Below are 12,831 nucleotides of genomic sequence, written 5' to 3'. Positions count from 1 at the left end.
CCCCGGCGCAGGGACTTGCGGACCGCGCGAGCGAGGCGTAGGCGCGCTGCCGGTCCGTCGGCAACGGTCGTCCCGCCCGTGTGGCGAGAGCCGTTCGCGACGGATCGACGGCGCGGGTCAGGACAGGTGCGGGACGACGTCGCGCTCGAAGAGCTCGAGGCCGGAGCGGTCGTAGGCGGCGTCCGGGAAGTACGTGATCGCGTAGTCCATGCCGCGCTCGCGCATGTCGCCGAGGCGGTCGACGATCTGCGCGGGGGTGCCGACCGCGAGCGCGTCGGGGCTGCGGTACTCGGCGACGAACGCCGAGGCCGCCTCGGCGCCGAGCGCGGGGGTGACGCGGTCCTCCAGGCGCTGCAGGCCCTTCTCGACCTCCGCCTCCGTCTCGGCGATCATCACGTTGTAGTTGGAGCTGCGGGTGATCGCCGCGTAGTCGGTGCCGAGCCGCTCGCAGTGCCCGCGGAGGACGGCGCTCTTGTGGTCGAACGCCTCCGGCGCGCCCGCGAAGTTGGTGTACTGCGCGTACTGCGCCGCGATGCGCAGCGTCACCTTCTCGCCGCCGCCGGCCACCCACAGCGGGATGCCGCCGTCCTGCAGGGGGAGCGGGCGGTTCACCGCGCCGTCCACCTGGTAGTAGCGCCCGTCGAGCGTGGAGACGCCCTCGGTCCAGGCCTGGCGCATGATCTGCACGCCCTCGTCGAGGCGGCCGAGGCGCTCGGCGATCGGCGGGAAGCCGTAGCCGTAGGCGCGCCACTCGTGCTCGTACCAGCCGCCGCCGATGCCCATCTCGACCCGGCCGCCGGAGACGATGTCGACGGTGGTGGCGATCTTGGCGAGGTGCGCGGGGTCGCGGTAGCTCATGCAGGTGCACATCTGGCCGAGCCGCACCCGCGAGGTGGCGGCGGCGAACGCGGCCATCAGCGTCCACGCCTCGTGGGTGGCCTCCTCCGTCACCACCGGGACGGTGTGGAAGTGGTCGTAGACCCACACCGACTCCCAGGGGCCGGCGTCGGCGTGCTGGGCGAGGTCGCGCATGGTGCGCCACTGGTCGGCGGGATCGATGCCGACGAGGTCGTGGCGCCAGCCCTGGGGGATGAAGAGTCCGAATCGCATGCCGCCGACCCTAGGGTGGCGCGGCGCCCGGGTCGAGGGGGTGGCGGCGGCCGCGTACGCTTCCGAGCGATGCTGACGTTCACCGAGGACCTCGCCCTCCCCGTCGTCCTGCTGATGATCCTGGCCGCGTTCGCCGCCGGCTGGATCGACGCGGTGGTCGGCGGCGGCGGCCTGCTCCAGCTCCCCGCCCTGCTGCTCGTGCCGGGCATCTCGCCCGTGCAGGCGCTCGCGACCAACAAGCTCGCCTCGATCTTCGGGACGACGACGAGCGCGATCACCTACTACCGCAGGGCGAGGCCGGATCTGCGGACGGCCCTGCCGATGGCGGCGGTGGCGCTGGCCGGCAGCTACGGGGGAGCGAATCTGGCGGGGCTGCTGCCCGCCTCCGTCTTCAAGCCGATCATCGTCGTCGCGCTGATCGTGGTGGCCGTGGTGACGATCGCGCGGCCCGCGATGGGCAGCGTCACGGCGCTCAAGCACGCGGGGCGCCGGCACCTGGTGACGGCCGGGGTGCTCGGGCTCGTCATCGGCTTCTACGACGGGCTGATCGGGCCGGGGACCGGGACGTTCCTGATCATCGCGCTGATCACGGCGCTGGGCTACGACTTCCTGCTCGCGAGCGCGAAGGCGAAGATCGTCAACGTCGCGACGAACCTCGGTGCACTGCTGTACTTCGTGCCGGGCGGCCACGTGATCTGGCTGCTGGGGCTCTTCATGGGTCTCGCGAACGTGGCGGGCGCCTACCTCGGCTCGCGGATGGCGGTCGCGAAGGGGAGCCGGTTCATCAGGATCGCGTTCCTCGTGGTCGTCGGGGCGCTGATCGTGAAGCTCGGCTTCGACGTCTGGACGGAGAACCTGGCGCCGCTGCTGGGCTGACGCCAGGTCCCCGGATCAGCCGAAGGGGATCGCCCCGACCAGGACGCCGACCGCGAGCATCACCAGCGACACGATCACCGCGCGCCAGAGCACCTTGCGGTGGTGGTCGCCCAGGTTGACCGCGGCGAGCGAGACCAGCAGCAGGATCGCCGGGACCAGCGGGCTCTGCAGGTGCACGGGCTGGCCGGTGATCGAGGCGCGGGCCATCTCGACCGGGTCGATGCCGTACTGCGCGGCGCTCTCGGAGAGCACCGGGAGGATGCCGTAGTAGAACGCGTCGTTCGACATGAAGAAGGTCATCGGGATGCTCAGCACGCCGGTGATCACGGCGAGGAACGGTCCGAGCGCGGGCGGGATGACGTCGACGACCCACTCGGCCATCGCGTCGACCATGCCGGTGCCGTTCAGGACGCCGATCAGCACGCCGGCGGCGAGGACCATCGAGACGACGCCGACGATGCTCGGCGCGTGCTTGACGATCTCGGACGCCTGGTCCTTCATCTTCGGGAAGTTGATCAGCAGCGCGACCGCGGAGCCGACCATGAAGACGTAGGGGAGCGGCAGGATGTCCGCGACGAGCAGCGTCATCACGGCCAGGGTCAGCACGAGGTTGACCCAGATCAGCTTCGGGCGGAGCGTCTCGCGCTCGGGGTCGAGCATCGTGTCGGCCATCGCGGTGTCGGCGTCGTCGGCCTGGACGCGGGCGGCGACGGCGACCTGGGCGCCGCGCAGCGACTCCGGGCCGCGGAGGAAGGAGAAGCGCTCGCGGGCGACGGTGCGGATGCCGCCGGTGAGGGCGGCGAGGCCGCCGGTGCGGGCTCCGGAGCGGGACGACGAGCCGCGGCCGGCGCCGACGAGCTCCTGCTCGAGCATCGGCTCGGCCAGGGCGAGCGAGCCGAGGCGGCGGCGCTCGCCGAGTCCGAGGAACCAGGCGAAGACCAGCGTGACGGCGAGGCCGACGGCGAGCGAGGGCAGCATCGGCACGAAGATCTCGCTCGGCGAGACCTGCAGCGCCGCGGCGGCGCGCACCGTGGGGCCGCCCCAGGGCACGATGTTGAGCGTGCCGTTGGCGAGGCCGGCGACGCAGGTGAGGACGACGGGGTTCATCCCGAGGCGGAGGTAGATCGGCAGCATCGCGGCGGTGGTCACGATGAAGGTGGTCGAGCCGTCACCGTCGAGCGAGACCGCGCCGGCGAGCAGCGCGGTGCCGAGGACGACCTTGGCCGGGTCGTCGCCGAGCGCGCGGACGATGAAGCGGATCAGCGGGTCGAAGAGGCCGACGTCGATCATGATGCCGAAGTACATGATCGCGAACATCAGCAGGGCGGCCGTGGGGGCGAGGCTGCCGATCGCCTCGAGCACCATGTCGCCGATGCCGAGACCGGCGCCGGCGAAGAGCCCGAAGATCGTCGGGACGACGATCAGGGCGACCATGGGCGTGAGCCGCTTGGTCATGATCAGGGCCATGAAGGCCAGGATCATCGTGAATCCGAGTACTACCAACACTGCTGACTCCTTCGTCGTGGTGCGTCCGGGATCCCGCGGCGGGCTCTCCAGGTCGTGGACACACTAGGCAGCCCGGGCCGCCCGGCCCGGGTATCGCTCATTAGCGCGCGATCTGCGCATAGTGTGGGTTCTGCGCATTCTGCGCATCAGGATCATCACGACCGGCTCGGTCACCACGACGGCGAGGAGGCCCCGATGCGCTTCGCGACCCACGTGCTCGTGCTGCAGCTCGCCACCGTCGCGGCGGCCGTCCTGGTCTGCGCGGGGCTGGTGACCGCTCTGAGCGTGCAGCAGCTGCAGGGCGAGGCGGAGGAGACGGCGCTCGCCATCGCCCGCACCGTCGCCGAGGACTCCGACGTGCGCGACGCCGTCGCCGCCTCCTCCGCCGACCCGGCCGTGCCCTCCCGCGCGGAGCTCGAGGGCGGGACGCTCGAGACCGCCGCCGAGGCCATCGAGGAGCGCACCGGCGCGCTCTTCGTCGTGATCACCGACGACCGCGGCATCCGGCTCGCCCACCCCGACCCCGAGCGACTCGGCGAGGTGGTCTCGACGAGTGCGGAGGAGGCGCTCGCCGGCCGGGAGTCGGTGTCCTGGGGCACCGGCACGCTCGGCGAGTCCGCGCGGGCGAAAGTGCCGGTCTACGGACCGGACGGCGCGCGCGTGGTCGGCGAGGTGAGCATCGGCTTCGCCCGCTCCAGCGTCTTCGACGACCTGCCGATCGCGCTGCTGGGCGTGCTCGCGGCGGCGCTCGCCGGGCTCGTGCTCGCGGCCGTCGCCTCGGTCTTCATCCGGCGCCGGCTGCTGCGGCTGACGCTCGGCCTCGCGCCGGAGGAGCTCACCGCGCTGGTGCAGGACCAGGCCGCGGTGCTCGACGGGGTCGACGAGGGGGTGCTCGCCCTCGACCGCGACGGGCGGGTCGGCGTCTGCAACGCGCGCGCCGCCGCGATCCTCGGCTCCGAGGATCCGACCGGTCGCGCCCTGCACGGCCGCGCGCTCGCCGACCTCGGGCTGCCGCAGCCGCTCGCCGACGCGATCGCCGCGGCCCTCGCCTCGACGGAGCCCTCCCGCGGGAACGGCGAGGAGGGCTTCGTCGTGCGCTCCCGCATCGTCTACGTGGACATCCGGCGGGTGACCCGGGGCGACCGCGATCTCGGCGTCGTGGTGGTGCTGCGCGATCGGACGGCGCTCGCCGCGCTCAGCCGGCGCCTCGACGCCGTCGGCGCGATGACCAACGCGCTGCGGGTGCAGCGGCACGAGTTCGCCAACCGTCTGCACGTGGTGGCCGGTCTGCTCGATGCGGGCCGGACGGGGTCGGCGCGCGAGTACCTCGACGAGGTGCTGACCCGCGGGCCGCTGAAGTACCCGGTGCAGCACGCCGACCGGCTGCAGGAGCCCTACCTCCAGGCGCTGGTCGGCGCGAAGGGGATCGAGGCGGCCGAGCGCGGCGTCCTGCTGACCCTCGGCGAGGAGACGCTGGTGCGCGGGACGGTGATCGAGCCGGAGGACGTCGCGACAGTGGTCGGCAACCTCGTCGACAACGCGGTGCGCGCGGCCGTCGAGGGGAGCCGCGACGTGCGCTTCGTCGAGGTCGAGCTGCTCGACGACGGCGACGCGCTCTTCGTGACGGTGGCGGACTCCGGCGACGGCGTCGCGGATCCGGAGTCGCTCTTCGCCCGCGGGCCGGGCGCGGTGGACGAGGACGACGACCGCGTGCACGGCCGCGGCTTCGGGCTGCCGCTCTGCCGCGAGGTCGCGGCGCGGCGCGGCGGCGAGGTGTGGCTGGCGGACGCCGGTGGCGAGTCCTCCGGGGCGGTGCTCTGCGCGCGGCTGCCGGGCGCGGTGCTGCCGCCGGAGGACGAGCTGCGCGACGAGTCGCGGCTCGAGGAGGAGGACTGATGACCCCGGATCAGCAGGAGCGCACCGTGCTCGTCGTCGACGACGACTTCCGGGTGGCGCAGCTGCACGCCGACCTCGTCGACACCCGGCAGGGCCTGCGGGCGCTGCCGCCGGTGCACACCGCCCGGGCCGCTCGCGCCGCGGTGCTCGAGCACGCGCCGGACCTGCTGCTGCTCGACGTGCACCTGCCGGACCAGAGCGGGATCACGCTGCTGCGGGAGCTGGAGACGGACGCGTTCGTGGTGAGCGCCGCCTCGGACGGGGCGACGGTGCGCAAGGCCCTGCACGCGGGGGCGCTGGGCTACCTGATCAAGCCGTTCGACGCGCGGCTGCTCGGCGAGCGCCTCGACGCCTACGTGCGCTTCCGCAACGTGCTGCGCGAGGACCGGGTCGCGGATCAGGAGGCGGTGGAGCGGGCGCTGCGCATCCTGCACTCGGGCGACGCGGCGGCCACCCAGCCGTCCCGCTCGGCGACGGAGCAGCTGGTGCTGGCGCGGCTGTCCGAGTCGGGCGCCGAGCTCTCGGCCCTCGAGGTCGCGGAGCGGGCAGGCATCTCGCGCGCGACGGCCCAGCGCTACCTCTCGGGCCTCGCGGGCCGCGGCCTGGTCGAGATGACCCTGAGCTACGGCACCACCGGACGCCCGGAACACCGGTACCGAGCGAAGTAGCCCCACAACGAAGGCTGGGACGCACGATCCGGGTGATTCCTCCCCGGATCGGCGTCCCGGCCTTCGTTGTGCGGGTCAGTGTCCCGTTTCGACGTCCGCTCCGGCCTGTGCGGCCACGCGCTTGCGCTCCGCGGCCTCGGCGGCCATGCGGCGGCCCTTCGGGCTGACCAGCGAGGCGATGACCGTGACGGCCAGGACTCCGATGATCACGGTGAGCGAGAGGCCGGTGCCGATCTCGAAGACCTCGACGTGCTCGCCGCCGTTGATGAACGGCAGGTTGTTCTCGTGCAGCGCGTGCAGGATCAGCTTCACGCCGATGAAGGCGAGGATCGCGGCGAGGCCGTAGCTGAGGTAGACGAGGCGGTCGAGCAGTCCGTCGATCAGGAAGTACAGCTGGCGCAGACCGAGCAGCGAGAACGCCGTGGCGGTGAAGACCAGGAAGACGTCGCTGGTGAGGCCGAAGATCGCGGGGACGCTGTCGAGCGCGAACAGGATGTCCGTGCCGCCGATCGCCGCCATCACCAGGATCATCGGCGTGAGGACCTTCTTGCCGTCGATGTGCGTGTAGAACTTGTCGCCGTCGTACTGGTCGCTCGTCTTGAAGATGCGCTTGGCGAGGCGGACCATCACGTTGTCGCCGGCGTGCTCGTCGCCGGGCTTCACCAGGTTGAACGCGGTCAGCAGCAGGATCAGGCCGAAGAGGTAGAAGATCCAGGCGAAGGAGTTGATCAGCGCGGCGCCGAGGAAGATGAAGCCGGTGCGGGCGATCAGCGCGAAGACGATGCCGAAGAGCAGCACCTTCTGCTGGTCGGCGCGGGGCACCTTGAAGCTCGCCATGATGATGAGGAAGACGAAGAGGTTGTCGACCGACAGCGCCTTCTCGGTGATGTAGCCCGCGAAGTACTCGGAGCCGGGGGTCGGTCCGCCGAAGACCAGGACGCCGACGCCGAAGAGCACGGCGATGCCGACGTAGAGGGCCGACCAGAGCGCAGACTCCTTGAGGGTCGGCTCGTGCGCCTTGCGCACGTGGAAGAAGAAGTCGAAGAGCAGGAGCAGGACGATGAAGACGATCGTCAGGGTCCAGATCAGGGGCGACACGGTCATGTGGGGGCTGGCCTCGCTCGAGATGGGGGATGGGGACGGACGTGGGGGCTCCGCACGGCGCTAGAACGCTAGCGATCAGGCGGGCGGGCAGGACCGTTGTCCGACGGATCGTGAGTATCTTCTCAGTTCTTCCGCTCGTCTTCGCGCTCAGCGGCCGGAGGGCCACACTGGTCCCATGCCCGGCACCGCGGTCGACAGGACCTTCCAGGACGCCTACGGCGTGACGATCCACTGGCGCTGGTGGTCGCACCCGCGCCCGAAGGCGATCGTGCAGATCGCGCACGGCGTGGGCGAGCACTCCGGCCGCTACGTCGAGCTCGCCGAGGCGCTCGTCGCCGCGGGCTACGCGGTCGCCGCCGACGATCACCGCGGGCACGGGCGCACCGGCCTCGAGCAGCACGGCGGCGACGTCGCCGAGCTCGGGCGGCTCGGCCCGGGCGGTCTGCGTGCGGCGGAGGAGGCGATCAACCGGCTGACCCGCGAGCTGGGGGCCGAGAACTGCGGCGTCCCGATCGTCCTGCTCGGCCACTCCTGGGGCTCGCTGATGGCGCAGCGGATCGTCGACCACCGCTCCGCCGACTACGCCGCCCTGATCCTCAGCGGCACGGCGTACCGCCTCCCCGGGTACATGAACGCCGGCGATCTGGCCCGCCGGCACCGGGTGCCCGGCGGGCTCGGGCTCGAGTGGCTCTCGCGCGACCCGGCGGTCTGGCAGCTCTTCCACGACGACCCGCTCACCTTCACCACCCCGCTCGCGAAGCGGATCGGGCTGCGCGAGACGCTGCGGCTCGTGGGCCGGCCGGCCCGGCGGCCCGAGCACCCGCTGCCGCTGCTGCTCGTCGTCGGTGCGGACGACAGCCTCGGCGGCGAGCGCTCGGTGCGGGCGCTGGCCCAGGCGTACCGCCGCCGGGCCGGCTACACGGACGTCAGCGTGCGGGTGTACCCGGAGGCGCGGCACGAGCTGTTCCAGGAGCTCAACCGCGTCGAGGTCACGGCCGACCTGGTCGGCTGGCTCGACGAGCGGTTCCCCGCACCAGGGGAGGACGTCGCTCCTCCGGCCTAGGCTGGCGTCATGCATGGCGAGTACAAGGTCCCCGGTGGAAAGCTCGTGGTCGTCGACCTCGACGTCGTCGACGGGAGGTTCGCCGGCTTCCGGCTCGCGGGCGACTTCTTCCTCGAGCCCGACACGGCGCTCGACGACATCGACCGCGCCGTGGTGGGGCTGCCGGCCGAGAGCGACGCGAAGACGATCGCCGCGGTGATCCGCCAGGCGCTCCCCGCCGATGCGGTGCTGCTCGGCTTCACCCCCGAGGCCGTCGCGGTCGCGATCCGGCGCTCGCTGCAGAAGGCGACCAGCTGGCGCGACTACGACTGGCGCATCGTGCACGCGAAGGCGGTCTCGCCGTCGATGCACCTCGCGCTCGACGAGGTGCTCACCGCGGCCGTCGGCGAGGGGCGCCGCGAGCCGACGCTGCGGATCTGGGAGTGGGACCAGCCCGCCGTGGTCATCGGCAGCTTCCAGTCGCTGCGCAACGAGGTCGACCTCGAGAACGCGGAGAAGTACGGCGTCGAGGTCGTCCGCCGCATCTCGGGCGGCGGCGCGATGTTCATGGAGGCGGGCAGCGTCGTCACCTACTCGCTCTACGTCCCCGGCGATCTCGTGCAGGGCCTCACCTTCGCCGACTCCTACGCCTTCCTCGACGAGTGGGCCGTCAGCGCGCTGCAGTCGCTCGGCATCGACGCGGTCTACCAGCCGCTCAACGACATCACCTCGCCCTCCGGCAAGATCGGCGGAGCGGCGCAGAAGCGGCTCGGCTCCGGCGCCGTCCTGCACCACGTGACCATGAGCTACGACATCGACGCCGAGAAGATGGTGCAGGTGCTGCGGATCGGGCGCGAGAAGCTCTCCGACAAGGGCATCGCCTCCGCGGTGAAGCGCGTCGACCCGCTGCGCAGCCAGACCGGGCTCAGCCGTGCCGAGATCATCGAGCGGATGAAGGCGACCTTCGTCCAGCTGCACGGCGGGACCGCGGGCGATCTGACGGCCGAGGAGTACGCGGAGGCCGAGGAGCTCGTGGCGTCGAAGTACTCGACGCCGGAGTGGCTGCGCCGGGTGCCGTGAGGCGGGGCGCCCTCCGGGGCGCCGGCTCCGCTCGGCTCAGCTCGCGAGCAGCTCCTGGTAGTCCGGGTGGTCGGCGATGAAGTCGGCGACGAACGGGCAGAGCGGGACGACGTGCGCGCCGCGGTCGTGCGCGTCGTCCAGGGCGGCCTCGACCAGGCGGTCGCCGAGGCCCTCGTGCCGGTGCTCGGGAGCGATCTCGGTGTGCAGGAAGACCACGTCCGCGCCGCGGACCGCGTAGTCGGCGAGGCCGACGTTCTCGCCGTCGACCCACAGCGTGTACTGGGACCGGTCCTCGTCGTGGCGCACCTCGGAGATCATCGCGTCACTCTACGCCGGGGCCCGCGGCGGCCCGGGCAGCCGCCCGTCGAGGCGTGTCGGAGGGGTCGGTGCCGTGTCCGAGCGGCCCGCGCCCCCGTGACACCATTGCGGAGTGCCCAGGACGATCCAGATCGCGGACGGCGTCCCGGAGACCCGGAGCGCGGTGATCCATGCCGAGAACCTCGAGGTCCTGCCGCTGCTCGCGGACGGGTCCTTCACCGTCGTGTACCTCGATCCGCCGTTCAACACCGGCCGCGCGCAGGTGCGGACGTCGACCACCTCCGTCCGCTCGGCGACCGGCACCATCTCCGGCTTCAAGGGCCGCAGCTACGAGCGGATCCGCGGCGACCTCCTCCGCTACGACGACCGCTTCGACGACTACTGGTCCTTCCTCGAGCCGCGCCTCGCCGAGGCCTGGCGCCTGCTCGCCGACGACGGCACCCTCTATCTGCACCTCGACTACCGCGAGGCGCACTACGCGAAGGTGCTGCTGGACGCTCTGTTCGGCCGCGAGTGCTTCCTCAACGAGATCATCTGGGCCTACGACTACGGCGCCAAGGCCACCAAGCGCTGGCCGACCAAGCACGACACGATCCTCGTCTACGTGAAGGACCCGCGCGGCTACCACTTCGACTCCGCCGCCGTGGACCGCGAGCCGTACATGGCACCCGGCCTCGTCACCCCTGAGAAGGCCGAGCGCGGCAAGCGCCCCACCGACGTCTGGTGGCACACCATCGTCTCGCCCACCGGCCGCGAGAAGACCGGCTACCCCACCCAGAAGCCCGAGGGCGTGCTCCGCCGCATCGTCCAGGCCTCCAGCCGCGAGGGCGACGCCGTGCTCGACTTCTTCGCCGGCTCCGGCACCACCGGCGCCGTCGCCCACGCCCTCGGCCGCCGCTTCGTCCTCGTCGACGAGCACGCCGACGCCATCGCGGTGATGCGCCGCCGCTTCGCCGCCCACGACCCGGAGCCGCTGTACCTCTGACGCCACTCCCTCCATGTGGCCCGGCCCCGCGGTGCCCCCGTCCCACTCCTCAAAAGTTGCGGTAGTCGCGCGCCACTACCGCAACTCTTGGATAATCGGTGGCGCGTTCGAGGGGCGGGGCTCCTCCACAGGGGGGTCGTGAGGGGCGGAGGCTGTGGAGAACGAGGTCGGGCTCGAGGAGCAGGTCATCATCGGGGGATGAGCGAAGCAGTCGGGCCCCTCGGAGCATTCACCCGCGGTGCCGCGATCAAGGCCGGCTGGACGGAGGACCGGGTCCGGAGCCGTGCTCTCGCCCGCCCCTTCCACGGGGTGCGGACGCTCGTCGAGCCGAGGACCCACCTGCAGCGGGCGCAGGCCTCCGTGCCGAGGCTGCGAGCCGGGCACTTCTCCTCGCACCTGACTGCGGCGGTCGTCTTCGGGATCCCCGTGCCGACGCGCGATGCCGAGGACGACCCCGTCCACGTGTCCGTCTTCGATCCGGCTCGGCCGCCTCGATGCCGCGGGGTGATCGGGCACGTGATCTCGGCGACGCGGGTGAGCGTGGTCGAGCGCCTCGGGCTCCCGGTCACCGATGCCGCCTCGACCTGGCTGCTCCTCGGCGCCGAGCTCCCGCACAAGGAGCTGGTCGCGGCGACCGATCATCTCCTGTTCGTCCCGAGGGCCGCTTCGCTCGACCGCCCGTTCGCGACCAGGGAGCAGCTCGCCATCGCGCTCGACGGCTATCACGGGCGCGGGTCACGAGCGCTTCGAGCGGCGCTGGCCGTCGCGTCGGACGCCGCCGCCTCGCGGCCCGAGACCGACCTCCGCCTCGCCATCGTCGAAGCCGGCCTCCCCGCGCCGCGGGCGAACGCCCCGATCCGAGCCGGGGGCCGGCTCATCGCGATCGGCGACCTCGTCTTCGAAGAGTGGAAGGTGCTGGCCGAGTACGACGGGACCCACCACCGCACCGGGCACGCCCAGTTCGCCCGCGACCGGCAGCGCCTGCTGGACCTCCAGCTCGCAGGCTGGATCACCGTCCCCGTCCGCGCCGAGGGCCTCGCCCGGGGACGCGCCCGGACGATCGCCGAGATCCGCGCCGCCCTCCGCGCCCACGGCTGGATCGGCTGACGCGTACCCACCCTCCAAAAGTTGCGGTAGTCGCGTGCGACTACCGCAACTGTTGAGGAATGGAGGAGGGAGGGCGGGCGGGGGCGCGTGGGCAGGGGAGGTGCGCCGCCGGGGCTCAGGAGCTGGCGCGGACGATCAGCTCGGTGGGCATCAGGGTGCGGTGCTCGACGTCGGCGCCCTCGATGCGGGCGGTCAGGAGCTCGGCCATCCGGGCGCCGAGCTCGACGGGGACCTGGCGGACGGTGCTGAGGGCGGGCACGGCGGAGCGGGCGAAGATGTCGTCGTCGAAGCCGACGACGGCGACGTCCTCGGGGACGCGGCGGCCCGCCTCCCGCAGCGCCGCGTAGGCGCCGACGGCCATCTGGTCGTTGGCGGCGAAGAGGCCGTCGATCGAGGGATCGCGCTCGAGGAGCCGGCGCATCGCCGCGGTGCCGCTCTCGGGCGAGAAGTCGCCCCACTCGACGAGGGAGTCGTCGAGACCCGCGTCGGTCAGGGCGCTGCGCCAGCCGATCAGGCGGTCGACGCCGGGCGGCATGTCGGCCGGACCGGCGATGGTCGCGATGCGGCGCCGCCCGCCCGCGATCAGGTGCGCGGTCGCGACGGCGGCCCCGTCGGCGTTGTCGACGTCGACGAAGTAGGAGTCCCGCTCGTCGGGCGAGAGCGGCCGGCCGCCGAAGACGATCGGCAGCGAGTTCGACAGCGCGGCGTAGGAGTGGTCGCCGGAGTGGTGCGAGACGACCAGGGCGCCGTCGACGTTGCCGCCGAGGAGGTAGCGGCGGGTCTTCTCGCCGCTGGTCTCCGAGGCGATCAGCATCGACAGCGTGTAGTCGGTGTCGGCGAGGCGCATGGCGGCGCCCTGCACGATCGCGGCGAAGAACGGGTCGGCGAAGACGCGCGCGGTCGACTCCGGCACGATCAGCGCGATCGACTGCGTGCGCCGGGAGGCGAGCATCCGCGCCGCCCGGTTGGGCACGTAGTCCAGCTCGACGATCGCCTTCTGCACGGCGGCGACGATCTCCGCGGCGACCTGCGGCGCGTTGTTGACCACCCGCGAGACGGTGGCGCGCGAGACGCCGGCCCGGGCGGCCACGGCCTCGAGCGTCGGCGAGCGCCCGCCTCCCCTGATGCCCTCGGACACG

At 72.3% G+C, this 12,831-nt stretch carries 12 protein-coding genes; 7 read left to right on the top strand and 5 right to left on the bottom strand.

Features of this window, described 5'->3' with window-relative positions:
• Positions 1 to 117: 117 nt before the first annotated feature.
• On the bottom strand, positions 118 to 1,110 hold the full coding sequence (locus HRK28_RS05725) for an LLM class F420-dependent oxidoreductase (protein WP_173250666.1): 993 nt from the start codon (positions 1,108 to 1,110) through the stop codon (positions 118 to 120).
• A 69-nt stretch (positions 1,111 to 1,179) separates the two neighbouring features.
• Between HRK28_RS05725 and HRK28_RS05720 the strand changes: the two genes are divergently transcribed.
• Entirely contained in the window at positions 1,180 to 1,986 is an 807-nt protein-coding gene (locus HRK28_RS05720) for a TSUP family transporter (protein WP_160087473.1), read from the top strand.
• Between the two features lie 15 nt (positions 1,987 to 2,001).
• Here the strand turns inward: HRK28_RS05720 and HRK28_RS05715 are convergent, their stop codons facing one another.
• Entirely contained in the window at positions 2,002 to 3,468 is a 1,467-nt protein-coding gene (locus HRK28_RS05715) for a CitMHS family transporter (RefSeq protein WP_160087475.1), read from the bottom strand.
• A 219-nt stretch (positions 3,469 to 3,687) separates the two neighbouring features.
• Between HRK28_RS05715 and HRK28_RS05710 the strand changes: the two genes are divergently transcribed.
• Both HRK28_RS05710 and HRK28_RS05705 read left to right on the top strand, forming a co-directional pair.
• Positions 3,688 to 5,388 carry a sensor histidine kinase gene (locus HRK28_RS05710; protein WP_173250665.1) on the top strand — a complete coding sequence of 567 codons (1,701 nt, stop codon included), beginning with the start codon at positions 3,688 to 3,690 and terminating at the stop codon, positions 5,386 to 5,388.
• Positions 5,388 to 6,056: a response regulator gene (locus HRK28_RS05705; protein WP_173250664.1), complete on the top strand. Its 669-nt coding sequence runs from the start codon at positions 5,388 to 5,390 to the stop codon at positions 6,054 to 6,056. The genes HRK28_RS05710 and HRK28_RS05705 overlap by 1 nt, the downstream gene beginning before the upstream one ends.
• Before the next feature lie 75 nt (positions 6,057 to 6,131).
• Here HRK28_RS05705 and HRK28_RS05700 read toward each other — a convergent pair whose 3' ends face one another.
• Positions 6,132 to 7,160: a TerC family protein gene (locus HRK28_RS05700; protein ID WP_173250663.1), complete on the bottom strand. Its 1,029-nt coding sequence runs from the start codon at positions 7,158 to 7,160 to the stop codon at positions 6,132 to 6,134.
• Positions 7,161 to 7,335: 175 nt separating this feature from the next.
• On the opposite strand from HRK28_RS05700, the gene HRK28_RS05695 reads away from it, so the two are divergent.
• A complete protein-coding gene (locus HRK28_RS05695; RefSeq protein ID WP_160087483.1) occupies positions 7,336 to 8,223 on the top strand; it encodes an alpha/beta fold hydrolase in 888 nt (295 codons plus the stop codon).
• A gap of 9 nt (positions 8,224 to 8,232) precedes the next feature.
• The gene (locus HRK28_RS05690; RefSeq protein ID WP_173250662.1) at positions 8,233 to 9,282 is read left to right on the top strand and encodes a biotin/lipoate A/B protein ligase family protein; all 1,050 of its coding nucleotides are present in this window, start codon (positions 8,233 to 8,235) and stop codon (positions 9,280 to 9,282) included.
• 36 nt (positions 9,283 to 9,318) lie between these two features.
• Here HRK28_RS05690 and HRK28_RS05685 read toward each other — a convergent pair whose 3' ends face one another.
• On the bottom strand, positions 9,319 to 9,600 hold the full coding sequence (locus HRK28_RS05685) for a GNAT family N-acetyltransferase (protein ID WP_160087487.1): 282 nt from the start codon (positions 9,598 to 9,600) through the stop codon (positions 9,319 to 9,321).
• A gap of 112 nt (positions 9,601 to 9,712) precedes the next feature.
• On the opposite strand from HRK28_RS05685, the gene HRK28_RS05680 reads away from it, so the two are divergent.
• Positions 9,713 to 10,585, top strand: a complete 873-nt coding sequence (locus tag HRK28_RS05680; RefSeq protein WP_123444978.1) for a site-specific DNA-methyltransferase — start codon at positions 9,713 to 9,715, stop codon at positions 10,583 to 10,585.
• Between the two features lie 198 nt (positions 10,586 to 10,783).
• Positions 10,784 to 11,692, top strand: a complete 909-nt coding sequence (locus HRK28_RS05675; protein WP_173250661.1) for a hypothetical protein — start codon at positions 10,784 to 10,786, stop codon at positions 11,690 to 11,692.
• Between the two features lie 115 nt (positions 11,693 to 11,807).
• Here the strand turns inward: HRK28_RS05675 and HRK28_RS05670 are convergent, their stop codons facing one another.
• Positions 11,808 to 12,830 (bottom strand): LacI family DNA-binding transcriptional regulator, encoded by a 1,023-nt coding sequence (locus HRK28_RS05670; protein WP_160087493.1) that lies wholly within the window; start codon positions 12,828 to 12,830, stop codon positions 11,808 to 11,810.
• Position 12,831 lies beyond the last annotated feature (1 nt).

The sequence above is a fragment of the Rathayibacter sp. VKM Ac-2835 genome, assembly GCF_013266705.1.
Classification (GTDB): domain Bacteria; phylum Actinomycetota; class Actinomycetes; order Actinomycetales; family Microbacteriaceae; genus Rathayibacter.
This window is presented reverse-complemented; position numbering and strand designations above follow the sequence as displayed.